Here is a 13,140-nt window from a genome sequence, read left to right on the forward strand (position 1 = left end):
GACGTTCGCGTTGACAATCGGGCCGAGCGTAGCGGTCAATGTCGGGCGAACTGGACTCGGGCCGGGTGCGCGACGTCCGGTTTCAGGGCGATCCCGTTGATGGTCAGCCGCTCACCGTAGATGTCGGTGACCCGGATCGCTCCGCCGCATCCGTTGCCGTCGGGGGCGAGGAAGTAGTTGTAGCCGGTGCGGTTCAGCTTCCGCCAGCCCTTGGCGGTCCGGAGTTCGAGCGTCGCCACTGGGTTGCGGTGCCCGATCACCTGGATGCCGCACCAGTACTGACTTGAGCCGGTCTTGTACCGGATCGAGAGCGTGCCAGGGGTGGCGGGGCTCAGCAGCGTCCAGGTGATCGGGAGCCGGCCGACGGAGAGGTTGGCGAGTCTGGAGAACGCCTGCTGGCTGAGGTCGAGTTGCCCGGGTGCGCAGGGCAGCGGGCACTCGTTGACGATCCGTACCGTGATGGCCGCGCCGTTGGCGGCGCGGACCCGCACGTACGCTCCGCATGCCTTGGCTGACTCGTAGTCGGTATGGTTCATCGCCGCGATCATGAGGTCGCCAGCCGGGCCGTAGAGACAGGCACCGTTCCCGTCACCCGCCGCGTAGGCGGTCGCGACGCCCCGGTAGCGGACGGCGGGCTTGATCCGCCCGGCCAAAGACGCTGTGGACACCATGGATTCCGCACGCGGAGTGCTGGAAGGTGCGCGCGGGGTGGTGGCAGGCGTGCTGCGAGAAGCGACGGGTGGTTTGCCGGCGGCCGACACCGTTGGAGTACGGCGGAGTGATGGCGCCGGGCTCGTGACCCGCGCCTGCGTCGGTGTCGTCGTGGCGTCGGCCGCCACGGCCGGCGAGCCGGAAAGGACCGGGGCAGCCGTAACCGACTCATCGGCGGTACGCCGGACGTCAGCGCCGCCTCCGATGAGCAGCGCGGCCGCCAGACAGACCACGACACCGACAGCCGGCAGAGCCACCGGAAGCCCGATGCCCCGCCGGCGCTTGGCAGCCCGCTCCGCCGCGCCATGCCTCGTTGTCCTCATATCCATCCGTTCGGTAGCTCGAGCCGGCATTCCACACCCCAGTTGCCACCAAACTCGGAAAGGTTGCCGCTCGGCGGAGCGAACGGATCGCCCACGTCAGGGTCAGCAAACCGAGCACGACAGTGATGACGGCGGGGCCCGCCACCAGTACGGGTTCTTCCGGCGCGTCCCCGGGCTCGGTCAGCTGGGGAGCGACCCGGTCCAGAACGAGATAGAGCGCGGCGCACCCGGCCATCAGGCCCCCGACGAGAAGGCCGGAGACCGGTGCGACGCCGTCGGTAGGGATTCGTCCGCCGCGGGCCAGAGCCGCGATCGCGATGGCCGCGAGGGCCGGGCCGGCGACCAGGAGGCCCGAAACGCCCCATTCGATCCAGGGGTGCGGCTTGCCGAGGTCCGAGAGTGCGCCCACCAGGTAGTACGTCAGCAGGGTGCACAGGCCCACGACCACGACGACCAGGCCCTGCCGCAGCGCGGTGCGGTCGAGGCGGATCCGGTCGAGCGCGAACGCCAGCAGTGCGAGCGGAATCATCAGGAACGTCCACGACAGCAGGAGATCCGCGGCCCACTGCACGTTGTCCACCGCGAACGTCGGCAGATCGATCAGCCACGGTCGCGCCATGGCTGAATCCTGTCAGTGCACCGGGTCGAATCTGAGATTTCACCGAGCGGACTGTAACGGCGTGGTGGGTGTCAACGATGTGCACATTGCTGCCCGGCTCGGCCAACTGTTGGCGGGCTCGGCGCTGTTCAGCGCGGACTCGAACTCTTCGAGACGCTTCCAGAGGGGAACCCGTATGAAACTGCAGCGCTTCGCGCTTGCACTGGCCGGAGCCGGGCTGATCGCCGCGGCGGCCGGCTCTGCCCAGGCCGCCGCTACCGGACAGACCGATCCGAAGCCGCACCGCTTCGCCACGTCCATGACGCCGAACACAATCAAGTCGGCCGCCGCTGATGAGCCGTGCGTCAGCGACGTGATGGCGCCATCCGCCGCGGGTACCGCGCAGGAGATCCTGAGCATGCCCGGGCGGCCGATCCAGTCCGCCTCGGACACGCCGTTCACCTTTGTCGGCACCCGCGCGAACTCGACCTGGTACGGCGCCACGAACGCCTCCTTCACTCAGGTCTACTACTACGGTCTGCTGTTGCAGGGCGGGAACCTGTACCGGCACACGACGTACCTGAGCGAGAGCGGTGTCTGGAAGCCGACCTTCAAGAAGGTCGGGCCGGGGTGGACCAGCTTCAAGTCGATCGCGACGTCGAACTACAGCGTCGCGGCGCCACGGCACGCGTACCTGTACGGCCTGAACACCAACGGCAGCCTGTACCGGTACCAGATGGTCGGCACCGGCTTCCGCGGCCTCGGCCCGATCCCGGGCTTCCGCAGCTTCAAGGCGATGACGGTGATCAGCGAGACGGCGACGTACGACACGCTGCTGATGACCACGAACGCCGGTGCGCTGTGGACCGCCCACATCCCGGTCGCGGCCGGGGCCAAGCCGGTGATGAAGCTGATCCGCTCGTCGGGCTGGTCGGCGTACGAGTCGCTGGTCGTCCAGGGTTGCGGCAGCCGCGGTGGTTCGCTGATCGTTGCCGTCGACCACGACACGGACTCCGGCTACCAGTACGCCATGAGCAAGGCGAACGGCACCGCGACCGCGATCACGTCGTACGGCAAGATCCCTGAGGTCTACGGCGGTGTGAGCCACGTTTCGGTCACCACGCACTACGACCAGCTGGTCGGCGAGTAACACTGCCTGACAAAGCCCAGGACGCCATTGGTGTCCTGGGCTTTGTTGCGTTCAGCCGGCGACCGGTGCGCCGGTGGCGGTGCGGAACGCCGAGAGTGGGATCGGGCCGCGGTGCAGGATATGGGGGATGTCGGCCCAGGGGTAGAGGGGCTCGGTGGCGTTGAGGTTGCGGAGTCGGTGCAGGGCGCGCTCGGAGGGTGTGGACAGGGCGGCGGCTGCCCCGGGGGTGTAAGGGATGAAGTCCTCGGGCGGTTGCGGGCGGAGTTCGGGGTCATGGCGTTTGAGCAGGATGCAGGTGTTCGCCGGGTCGAGGAGTTCGGCGTCGAGCGTCCAGTAGTCGACCACGACCGGACCGATCCGGCCGGACTCGTGCATGGCCTCGAAGATCGGGGCCGGGTGCACCGGGGACAGGAAGACCACGTCGGCCCAGGTGCAGTTGAGCGGGTACACCGGGGCATTCGCCCGGTGCGGGCGATCGGCGTACTTCTTGAAATGGAGCTCGTACAGGTCGGGGTAGTGCACACGGAGCTGGCTGAGCGGCAGGATGTCGTCACCACGGACGTCACCGGCGGCTTTGTAGAGAAGAGTCGTCATACACAAAAGCCTCCGAACACGAGAACCGTGCCGGAGGCTGCCTCTTAATTCTACAGGAACCCCCATGCCCAAAGCCATCCTCGGAAGCACAGCCTTCTTCTTCGCCGCCCCCTGCGTGGTCGCCGGCGTCCTCCCGTGGTGGCTCAGCGGCTGGGCCGCGCCACGGTTCTGGCCGGGCTTCGTGATCGTCGCGGCCGGTGCGTTCGTCGTACTGCGGGCCTTCGTCCGGTTCGTCCGCGAGGGGCGGGGTACGCCGGCGCCGGTCGCGCCTACCGAGGAACTGGTGGTCGGCGGTGACTACCGGTTCGTGCGGAATCCGATGTACGTCGGCGTGGTCGCGGCGATCTTCGGGCAGGCAGTCGTTTTCCTCGACTGGTGGGTGTTCGGGTACGGCGTGCTCGCCTGGGGCGTGATGGCGTCGTTCGTGCGCTGGTACGAGGAGCCGGTGCTGCGTGCGCGGTACGGCCAGCAGTACGAGGAGTACTGCCGGGCCGTACCCGCGTGGATCCCCAGTGTGCTGCGCCGGTAGTTCGTTGAAGAGGTTTCTTCGAGTGGCGGGCCTCGGGTCCGCTTGATGCGTCTTGTGCACCGGATCCGTGCCGATCGGGCGCGGCGGCGCGGATCTGCTGCACAAAACGAGTTGGCGGTCCGGCGCGGCTGGTGTGGGGAGTTCTTCCTTCCCGAAATGGGCTGTAGTGCTCCCCGGTCCCGGCCACGGACCCTCCCCAAACCGGTTTGGGGCGTTCTGTGCACCAACGTGCCGGTCGGGACTGCGGGGCTCTGCCGGTTGAGCCGCGATCGCATCAGGACCGATCACGACCGTGCGGCGGCTGCGGCATGGCGCGAACCTGCAGGGCTGCAAAGTTGCAGCCTTTAATTGTTTGCAGTGACTGCAAGTTTGTTCGTAGCCTGGTATGCGTGAAGCAGGTTGCGGGTGGGTTGCGGGAGCGTAAGAAGCTGCAGACGCGGGCGGCGCTGGCTGATGCGGCGTTGCGGCTCGCGCTGGAGAAGGGGCCCGACCACGTCACGGTCGAGGAGATCGCGGAGGCGGCTGACGTCTCGGTGCGGACCTTCTTCAACTACTTCCCGCACAAGGAGCACGCGATCCTGGCGCGCAACCCCGAGCATCTCGAGCGCGCCCTGGAGCGGATGCGGACGGCGCCGGCCGAAGAGTCGCCGCTGACCACGATGTGGTTCATCGTCAACGACGTACTGCGGGATCTGGAGAGCGACGGCCAGCTGTCGCGCCGGGGTGAGCTGATCATGAGCTCGCCGACCCTGCTTTACCAACTGATGCTGTCGAGCTTCGACGACGAGCGTCAACTGACCGCCGCGCTCACCGAGCGGATGGGCGAACCGGCCGGATCACTCCGGCCGGCGCTGATCGTCAGCACCGCCGGGGCCGCCTGCCGGGTGGTGATGGAGCTGCACAAGTCCGCTCCCGAACGGCCGATCCGCGACCTGCTCGACGAAGCCTTCCATTTACTTGCCCAAGGCATCGACTCCGCCTTCGGGCCGGACCACCAGAAGAAAGGCACCTCATGACGACGACCTCGTCACCCACTCCGGAACCCGTGGGTGAGGTCAGCATCACCGAACCGACGACGACACTTACTCCGCGGCAGACCATCCAGGCCATCTCCGGCCTGATGATGGGCATGTTCGTGGCGATCCTGGCCGGCACCGTGGTGTCGACGGCACTGCCGCGGATCATTCACGACCTGGGGGCGAGCCAGTCGTCGTACACCTGGGTCGTCACGCTCGAGCTGCTGACGATGACGGCCACCGTGCCGTTGTGGGGCAAGCTCGCCGACCTCTACAACAACAAGCTGCTGGTCCAGCTGTCGCTGGGCTTCTTCGTGATCGGCTCGCTGGTCGCCGGTTTCGCGCCGAACATCGAGGTGCTGCTGGGCAGCCGCGTCCTGCAGGGCCTCGGCGCCGGCGGTCTGACCGCGCTCGTGCAGATCGTGATGGCGGCCATCATCCCGCCGCGCGAGCTCGGCCGGTACTCCGGGATCTTCGGCGCGATCTTCGCGTCGGCGACCGTCGGCGGACCGCTGCTCGGCGGGTTCCTCGTCGACTCGCCACTCGGCTGGCGCGCCTGCTTCCTGGTCGGTGTGCCGTTCGTGCTCGCGGCGATCGTCCTGCTGCAGCGCACGCTGAAGCTGCCGACGGTCCGCCGCGAGGTGAAGATCGACTGGTGGGGCGCGGTCCTGATCATGGGCGGCGTGAGCACGCTGCTGGTCTGGTCCTCGTTCGCCGGCAACAAGTTCGAGTGGGTCTCCGGTTGGAGCTTCGGACTGGTCGCGGTCGCCGTAGTGGCGCTCGTCGCTGCGGTGCTGGTCGAGCGCCGGCACCCGGAGCCGATCATCCCGATGGACCTGTTCCGCAACCGCACGGTGACGCTGTCGATCATCGCCAGCGCGCTGGTCGGCGTCGCGATGTTCGGCGGCTCGGTGTTCCTCGCGCAGTACTTCCAGATCGCGCAGGGCTACACCCCGACCAAGGCCGGCCTGATGAGCCTGCCGCTGATCCTCGGCATGATGGTCGCGTCCACGATCGCCGGTGGGCTGATCACCAAGTACGGCCGCTGGAAGATCTACCTGGTCGTCGGCAGCGTGCTGCTGCCGATCGGGCTGGCGCTGTTCGGCACGATCGACGCGCACACCTCGAAGTACCTGCTGTGGAGCTTCATGATCGTCCTCGGCGTCGGCATCGGCCTGGTGATGCAGAACCTGGTCCTCGCCGCGCAGAACGACGTACCGGCCCGGGAGCTGGGGGCGGCGACGTCCGCGGTCAGCTTCTTCCGGAGCATGGGCGGCACGATCGGTGTCAGCGTGCTCGGTGCGATCCTGGCGAACAACGTCGCCGAGACGCTGAACCCGGGCGGCGCCTCGTCCGGCGGCGGCAACGCGGTGCCGAACATCGCCGAGCTGGCCCCGGAGGTACGGACGATCGTCGAGAACGCGTACGGCGCGGCGACCGCCGACCTGTTCATGATGTCGGTCCCGTTCGCGGTCCTCGCCCTGATCGCGGTCCTGTTCATCAAGGAGAAGGCCCTCCTCACCACCTCCGGCGCCGAACGCCTCGCCGAAGAGGAGCCTGACAGCTGAGCGTCCCACCGGCGCCGCCCGTCACACGCCGGGCGGCGCCCGGGACACGCACCTCCGCCTAGGTAGTACCTGCGTCTTCCACCTGCGTCCGGTGTTCGCGGATTTGGCTGTGGTGGTCCGCGACCCAGGTGATCAGCGACGTGACGACGTGGTGGAGGCTGCGGCCCGTGGGGGTGAGGGCGTACTCCACGCGCGGCGGCACCTCCGCGTAGGCGGTCCGGGTTACCAAGCCGTCCTGCTGCAGTTGGCGCACGGTGACGGTGAGCATCCGCTGGGAGATTCCGGGGACTTCGCGCTGCAGGTCGGTATAGCGCAAGGGACCGGCCTCCAGTACGGCGATCACCAGCATGCTCCACTTGTCGCCGATCCGGTCCAGCATCTGCCGGACGGAGTCCATCTGCTCAGCGGGGATGGCGGCGCACGGCCCTCGGCCTGCGGCGGGTCTGTCTGCGGTGTCCATGGCGCACATTTCCCTCCGGCACGCACAGCGATGTGCCTTTTGTACGGGCTTTCCTACTGATCCATCATGGCGCTACGCACAAAAAGTAGGAATTGGAGATCTGACTGTGTCCACTCTCGCCATCGTCGGCGCCGGCCCCGGGATGGGGCTGGCCATCGCCCGCACCTTCGGCCGCCGCGGCTTCGACGTCGCCCTCATCGCCCGGACCCAGGAGAAGCTGGAACCACTGGTCGATCAGCTCGGCCAGGAAGGCATCAAGGCCGCCGCGTTTCCCGCCGATGTCCTCGACCGCGCCGCATTGACGGATGCCCTTGAGGCGGCCAAGGCCCGCTTCGGCCGCATCGACGTTCTGGAGTACTCGCCGGCTCCGCATTCCCCGGTGCCGGGTATCACCATGGCCGCTCCCTCGGAGGTCAGCGTGGACAACCTGCAGCCGCAGATCGAGTACAACTTCTACGGCGCCGTCACGGCCGCCCAGGCGATACTGCCCGCCATGCGGGAGGCCGGCGCCGGGACCCTGCTGTTCACCACCGGCGGCGGCTCCGTGGACCCGGTGCCGATGCTGGCCAACATCAACGCGGCCGCAGCGGCGCTGCGCAACTGGGTGATCAACCTGAACAAGGAGCTGGCCGGCAGCGGCGTGTACGCCGGCCACGTGGCGATCAGCGTCTGGATCGGCGAGGGTGCCGTCGCGCGCGGCGGCACCCCTGACGGCGTCCCGACGGCCACGCCCGAGCAGATCGCCCCGTTGTACTGGGACCTGCACGAAAACCGCGACCGCCCCGAGGCCGTTTTCAGTGGGACCCTAGATGCATGATCGTCGCATTCAGCATCAGCCCGTCGGCCGGTGACGAGACCGGGGGCGTGAGCGAAGCGGTGGCCGACGCCGTCCGCGTCGTCCGCGCCTCCGGTCTTCCCAACGAGACCAACGCGATGTTCACGAACATCGAGGGCGAGTGGGACGAGGTGATGGCGGTGGTGAAGCAGGCCGTGGAGGCCGTCGCCGCCGCATCGCCCCGGGTCAGCCTGGTCCTGAAGGCCGACATCCGCCCGGGCTACACCGGCCAGCTGACCGCCAAGGTCGAGCGGATCGAACAAGCTCTAGGCGAGTGAGTTGAGGGCCGCGACGACGGCCTCGTAGCGGTTCTCGCGTTCGGCATGGCGGAGGAAGTGGACGCGGTCGACCAGGATCTCGTCGGCGTCGGGGTGCTCCTGCAGGATGTTCATCGTCTCGTCGAGGTACTCGTCGAGCGGCATCGCGTGCTCGTCGTTCTCCTGGTTCATCAGCGAGGTCTGGACCGCGGGCGGGACCACCTCGATCACCTGGATCGGGGTGTCCGCGAGCTGGATCCGCAGGCTCTGCGTGTAGCTGTGGATCGCGGCCTTCGTCGCGCTGTACGTCGGCGTGATGGTCAGCGGCACCGACGCGAGACCCGACGAGACGGTCAGGATCACCGGATCGGTCTGCTTCAGCAGGTACGGCGTGAACGTGGCGACCGCGCGGATCGTGCCGAGCAGGTTGATCGCGATCGTCTGCTCCGCGGTGGCGAGGTGCCCGGGATCGCGAAGGTCCTCGACCTGCATGATGCCGGCCATCGTGACCAGTACGTTCACGTCGTGGGTACTCGTCACCTGCGCGAAGGCGGCCGCGATCGAGTCCGGGTCGGCGACGTCGAGCGGGACACCCTGAATCCCGTCCTCGGCCGCGATCCGGTCGAGCAGGTCCTGGCGCCGGCCGCTGATGATCACGGTGTTGCCGAGGTCGCGGAACCGCCGGGCGAGCTCGAGGCCGATACCCGACGTACCGCCGGTCATGAAGATCGTGTTGCCTGTTGTTCTCATGGCTCCAGCGTGGAACCGGATGCCGCGGGCAACCAGGCTGCGCTCAGCCACTGCTCGGCAAGCAGTGGTTAACGGGCTCGACACGTGGACACTGGAGCCATGGATTACGCCGACCTGTCCGACTTCCTGCGCAAACGCCGCGAGGCTCTGCAGCCCGAAGACGTCGGGATGCCGCGCGGCCGCCGGCGCCGTACGCCGGGTCTGCGCCGTGAGGAGGTCGCGGCGCTCGCCTCGATGTCGGCGGACTACTACAGCCGGCTCGAGGGCGGACGCGGCCCGCAGCCGTCGGTCGAGATGCTCGGCGCGATCGCCCGGGCGCTCCGGTTGACGCTCGAGGAGCGCGACCACCTGTTCCTGCTGGCCGGCCACGGTACGCCGCCGCGCACGACGCGGGCGTGCCACGTCGACCCCGGCATGCTGCGGATCATGGACCGGCTGCACGACACCCCCGCGATGCTGCTCAACCGCTGCGGCGAGGTGCTCGCGCAGACGCCGGCACACGTCGCGTTCGCGGGCGAGCTGACCAATTTCGAAGGTATGGAACGCAGCGAGGTCTACCGCTGGTTCGCGCACCCGGAGTCCCGGGCCCTCTATGCGGAACCCGAGCTGAGCACCCACAGCCGGTTGCAGGTGTCGATGCTGCGGACAGTCGCCACCATCGACGGGCCGAAGTCGTACGCCGCCTCGCTCGTGCGGGCGTTGCAGAAGCTGAGCCCTGAGTTCAGGGAGATCTGGGACGCGCACGAGGTCGTAACCGCGCACAGCCGGACCAAACGATTCCGGCATCCGGTGGTCGGCGAGCTGGAGCTGTACTGCGAGCTGATCGACAACCGCGACGAGCAGCAGACCCTGATCGTCTTCACCGCCACGCCGGGCAGCGAGAGCGCGGAGAAGCTGGAGTTGCTGGCGGTGCTGGGAAGTCAGACGCTCGATCCGGCGCGCTGACCCGTCGTCCGGCGGCTGAGGTAGAAGGCGAACGCGGCGGTCGGAAAGAACATCACGATGCCGTAGACCGCGACCGGGATCGACATCTCGCTGCTACCGAGCAGGGCCGGGCTGAGCGCGATCGTGAGGGCGAGCGTGGCGTTGTGGATGCCGATCTCCATCGAGCACGCGATCGCCTGCCGCTCACCCAACCGGGCCAGCTTCGGTACGACGTACCCGAAGAAGAGGCTGAGGATGTTCAGCAGTACGGCGACCACGCCGACGGCGGCGATGTAGTCGAGGACATTGGCGCGCTCGGTGTAGATCGCGGCGAAGATCACCAGGGCCAGGACGATGATCGAGCCGAGCTTCACCGGCCGCGTCATCCGCTCCGCGAACCCGGGCCGCCGGCTCCGCACCAGCATCCCGAGGGCCACCGGGACCAGCACGATCGCGAACACCTGCAGCATCTTCAGCGGCTGCAGGCCGATCTGGCCGTCGCCGAGAAAATGGGCGAGGGACAGGTTGACCACGATCGGCAGCGTGACCACCGCGAGCACCGAGTTCACCGCGGTCAGTGAGACGTTGAGCGCGACGTCGCCGCCGGCCAGGTGACTGAACAGGTTCGCCGTGGTGCCGCCGGGGGAGGCGGCCAGCAGCATCATGCCGGCGGCGTGCGCGGGCTCCAGGTCGAACAACTTCACCAGCCCGAAGCAGATCACCGGCAGCAGGATCACCTGGGTCCCGAGCGCGACCAGGACAGCCTTGGGCATCCGGAGCACCCGGCTGAAGTCGGCGACCGTCAGCGTCAGGCCGAGGCCGAACATGATGATCGCGAGCGCGACCGGCAGCAGGACCGAGGTCAGCGCGGAGTCGTTCATCGGCGGCTCCTTCTTCAGGTCGGTGGCTCAGGGTGACAGCGGTGCGGGACGACGGCAAGATCTCGGGCTCGGTTCCGGGACCGGCGGAGTCTTTACCCGCTTTAGATCATGAGTTAATTTAAGGCTTGAAATTTATAGAGCGTTCTTACGGAAAGGTCCGCCCCCATGCTTTCCGATCGATTTCGCCTGCCCGCGTTCCTGCTCGCCCTGGTGCTCCTCGTCAGCGGTCTGACCGGCACCGCGGCGGCCCAGGTACAAGCCACCTTCAAGGTCCTCGCGTTCTACAGCGGAACCTTTGACGCCGCCCACATCGACTTCGTGAAGGAAGCGAACCAGCGCTTTCCGGAGTTCGGCGCGCAGAACGGGTTCACCTACACCGCCACGAACAACTGGGATCAGCTCAACAACCTGAGTGCGTCGCAGTACCAGGTGGTGATGTTCCTCGACGACTCGCCGCACACCGACGCGCAGCGCAACGGGTTCAAGACCTACCTGGACAACGGCGGCGCGTTCTTCGGCTTCCACGTCGCGGCGTACAACGACGCGAGCGGCGGCTGGCCGTGGTTCAACAACACGCTGCTCGGCACCGGGAGGTTCCAGTCCAACACCTGGGGGCCGACCGCGGTGACGCTGCGGACCGAGAACCGTTCGCACCCGGCGCTGGTGAACACCGGCGCGACGTTCCGGTCGTCGGTCAGCGAGTGGTACAGCTGGCAGAACGACCTGCGGAACAACCCCGACATCCAGATCCTGGCGTCGATCGACAACTCCAGCTTCCCGGTCGGCACCGACCCGAACCAGACCTGGTACAGCGGCTACTACCCGATCATCTGGACCAACAAGAACTACAAGATGATCTACGCGAACTTCGGCCACAACGCGATGAACTACGAGACCAATACGCGGCTCTCGTCGACCTTCGACAGCCCGGCGCAGAACCAGTTCATGATGGACGCGCTGAGGTGGCTGGGCGGTGCCGGTACGACGCCTCCGGTCGATCAGCCGTCGCCGACGTCGTGGTACTCGGTCGCGAACAAGGCCAACGGGAAGTGCGTCGACGCCCGCGCGGCCGGCACCGCCAACGGAACCGTGATCCAGCAGTACAGCTGCAACGGCACGCAGGCGCAGCAGTTCCAGTTCCAGCCGACGTCCGGCGGTTTCACCCGGATCAACAACCGCAACGACGCCACCAAGGTGATCGACGTGACCGGTGTGTCCGCCGCGGACAACGCCGGCCTGCAGCTGTGGACCTACAGCAACGGCAACAACCAGCAGTGGCAGGCCGTCTCCGAAGGCGGCGGGTACTTCCACTTCGTCAGCCGGCTCAGTACGAAGTGCCTGACCGTCCCCAACAGCTCGACCGTCGACAGCACCCAACTCGTCCAATTCACCTGCAATGGAAGCGGAGCACAGTCTTTCAAGCTCACGGCAGGTTAGATTGCGGCGCATGAGAATCCTGCGTGTGGCCGCTTTGGCGGCAGGAGGTCTGTTGTTGATGGGTCAGGTCGTGCCCGCCCAGGCTCACGGCGGATCGTCGTACCGGTGGGAGCTGACGCCGACCGGGACCACGGCGCAGTTCCGTGGGCTGGCGGCGGTCAGCAAGGACGTCGCCTGGGTGGGTGGGTCCGCAGGGACCGTGCTGCGGACGGTCGACGGCGGGAAGCACTGGCGGAACGTCAGTCCGCCCGGTGCGGAGGCGCTGCAGTTCCGCGATGTCGAGGCGTTCGACGCGCGGCGTGCGGTCGCGCTGACGATCGGGACCGGCGAGGACTCCCGGGTCTACCGCACCGCGGACGGCGGAAAGACGTGGACGGAAACGTTCCGGAACACGGACGCGAACGCGTTCTACGACTGCATCGCCTTCAACGACGACAAGCACGGCCTGGCGCTGAGCGATCCGGTGGACGGAAAGTTCCGGATCGTCGCCACGTCCGACGGCGGAAAGTCCTGGAAGGTACAGCCGACCGCGGGCATGCCGGCGGCGTTGGCCGGTGAGTTCGCGTTCGCGGCGAGCGGCACCTGCCTGGTCGCCGGCCACGGTCGTACGGCGTGGTTCGCGAGCGGTGGCGGCGATCGGCCGCGGGTGTTCCGGACCGTCGACGGCGGCCGCCGCTGGACGGTCACGGACTCTCCGATGGCGAGCGGTGCGGCGGCCGGAATCTTCAGCCTGGCGTTCCGGAACACGTTGTTCGGCGTTGCCGTCGGCGGTGACTTCGAGAAGCCGACCGAGGCGGTGAAGGCCGCATCGGTCACGTCTGACGGTGGTCGCACGTGGAAGCTGGTGCCGGCCGACAAGGCACCGAAGGGCTACCGGAGCGGGTCGCACTTCGTCCCGTGGTCGCCCACGACCGTGGTCGCGGTCGGCCCGTCCGGGAGCGACGTCAGCTTCGACGGCGGCCGCAGCTGGAAGCAGTTCTACGACGGCAGCTTCGACAGCGTCGAATGCGCCGGCCACGGAGCCGACGCGGGCTGCTGGGCCTCGGGCGCGAAGGGCGCAGTCGGACGGCTCGTGCACTAAGAGGGAATCTGCGGTTCAGACCGGCG

Annotated in this window: 15 protein-coding genes; 9 read left to right on the forward strand and 6 right to left on the reverse strand. The window is 67.7% G+C overall.

The features are described from left to right. Positions 1-35: 35 nt before the first annotated feature. Positions 36-668, reverse strand: coding sequence for an expansin EXLX1 family cellulose-binding protein (locus tag E0H50_RS44125; RefSeq protein ID WP_238151692.1), 633 nt, complete (start codon positions 666-668; stop codon positions 36-38). Between the two features lie 232 nt (positions 669-900). Then, positions 901-1,653, reverse strand: a complete 753-nt coding sequence (locus tag E0H50_RS44130; RefSeq protein ID WP_238151693.1) for a hypothetical protein — start codon at positions 1,651-1,653, stop codon at positions 901-903. A gap of 175 nt (positions 1,654-1,828) precedes the next feature. Between E0H50_RS44130 and E0H50_RS41290 the strand changes: the two genes are divergently transcribed. Beyond that, positions 1,829-2,782 (forward strand): hypothetical protein, encoded by a 954-nt coding sequence (locus E0H50_RS41290; protein WP_131296631.1) that lies wholly within the window; start codon positions 1,829-1,831, stop codon positions 2,780-2,782. A 51-nt stretch (positions 2,783-2,833) separates the two neighbouring features. Here the strand turns inward: E0H50_RS41290 and E0H50_RS41295 are convergent, their stop codons facing one another. Next, complete coding sequence (locus tag E0H50_RS41295; protein WP_131296632.1) at positions 2,834-3,376, reverse strand: hypothetical protein; 543 nt, start codon at positions 3,374-3,376, stop codon at positions 2,834-2,836. 64 nt (positions 3,377-3,440) lie between these two features. Between E0H50_RS41295 and E0H50_RS41300 the strand changes: the two genes are divergently transcribed. The 3 genes from E0H50_RS41300 to E0H50_RS41310 all read left to right on the forward strand — a co-directional run bounded on the left by E0H50_RS41300 (position 3,441) and on the right by E0H50_RS41310 (position 6,489). Continuing rightward, positions 3,441-3,905, forward strand: a complete 465-nt coding sequence (locus E0H50_RS41300) for a methyltransferase family protein (protein WP_131296633.1) — start codon at positions 3,441-3,443, stop codon at positions 3,903-3,905. 389 nt (positions 3,906-4,294) lie between these two features. After that, positions 4,295-4,921, forward strand: a complete 627-nt coding sequence (locus E0H50_RS41305) for a TetR family transcriptional regulator (RefSeq protein WP_238151696.1) — start codon at positions 4,295-4,297, stop codon at positions 4,919-4,921. Beyond that, the gene (locus E0H50_RS41310) at positions 4,918-6,489 is read left to right on the forward strand and encodes an MDR family MFS transporter (RefSeq protein ID WP_131296635.1); all 1,572 of its coding nucleotides are present in this window, start codon (positions 4,918-4,920) and stop codon (positions 6,487-6,489) included. Before E0H50_RS41305 ends, E0H50_RS41310 begins: the two co-directional genes overlap by 4 nt. 58 nt (positions 6,490-6,547) lie before the next feature. Here the strand turns inward: E0H50_RS41310 and E0H50_RS41315 are convergent, their stop codons facing one another. Continuing rightward, the gene (locus E0H50_RS41315; RefSeq protein ID WP_238151697.1) at positions 6,548-6,886 is read right to left on the reverse strand and encodes a winged helix-turn-helix transcriptional regulator; all 339 of its coding nucleotides are present in this window, start codon (positions 6,884-6,886) and stop codon (positions 6,548-6,550) included. 169 nt (positions 6,887-7,055) lie between these two features. Here E0H50_RS41315 and E0H50_RS41320 point away from each other — a divergent pair, with 169 nt between their 5' ends. Then, positions 7,056-7,766, forward strand: a complete 711-nt coding sequence (locus E0H50_RS41320) for an SDR family NAD(P)-dependent oxidoreductase (RefSeq protein WP_131296637.1) — start codon at positions 7,056-7,058, stop codon at positions 7,764-7,766. Then, positions 7,763-8,062 (forward strand): thiamine-binding protein, encoded by a 300-nt coding sequence (locus tag E0H50_RS41325; protein WP_131296638.1) that lies wholly within the window; start codon positions 7,763-7,765, stop codon positions 8,060-8,062. Before E0H50_RS41320 ends, E0H50_RS41325 begins: the two co-directional genes overlap by 4 nt. Here E0H50_RS41325 and E0H50_RS41330 read toward each other — a convergent pair. Continuing rightward, on the reverse strand, positions 8,051-8,791 hold the full coding sequence (locus E0H50_RS41330; protein ID WP_131296639.1) for an SDR family oxidoreductase: 741 nt from the start codon (positions 8,789-8,791) through the stop codon (positions 8,051-8,053). The genes E0H50_RS41325 and E0H50_RS41330 overlap by 12 nt on opposite strands. Before the next feature lie 99 nt (positions 8,792-8,890). On the opposite strand from E0H50_RS41330, the gene E0H50_RS41335 reads away from it, so the two are divergent. Further along, entirely contained in the window at positions 8,891-9,736 is an 846-nt protein-coding gene (locus E0H50_RS41335; protein ID WP_131296640.1) for a helix-turn-helix transcriptional regulator, read from the forward strand. On the opposite strand, the gene E0H50_RS41340 is transcribed toward E0H50_RS41335, so the two are convergent. Beyond that, a complete protein-coding gene (locus E0H50_RS41340; protein WP_131296641.1) occupies positions 9,712-10,596 on the reverse strand; it encodes a bile acid:sodium symporter family protein in 885 nt (294 codons plus the stop codon). The genes E0H50_RS41335 and E0H50_RS41340 overlap by 25 nt on opposite strands. Before the next feature lie 165 nt (positions 10,597-10,761). Here E0H50_RS41340 and E0H50_RS41345 point away from each other — a divergent pair, with 165 nt between their 5' ends. Both E0H50_RS41345 and E0H50_RS41350 read left to right on the forward strand, forming a co-directional pair. Beyond that, entirely contained in the window at positions 10,762-12,033 is a 1,272-nt protein-coding gene (locus E0H50_RS41345) for a ThuA domain-containing protein (protein ID WP_131296642.1), read from the forward strand. Positions 12,034-12,043: 10 nt separating this feature from the next. Further along, positions 12,044-13,114: a WD40/YVTN/BNR-like repeat-containing protein gene (locus E0H50_RS41350; RefSeq protein WP_131296643.1), complete on the forward strand. Its 1,071-nt coding sequence runs from the start codon at positions 12,044-12,046 to the stop codon at positions 13,112-13,114. Positions 13,115-13,140 lie beyond the last annotated feature (26 nt).

The organism is Kribbella sindirgiensis (genome assembly GCF_004331435.1).
GTDB classification, from domain to species: domain Bacteria; phylum Actinomycetota; class Actinomycetes; order Propionibacteriales; family Kribbellaceae; genus Kribbella; species Kribbella sindirgiensis.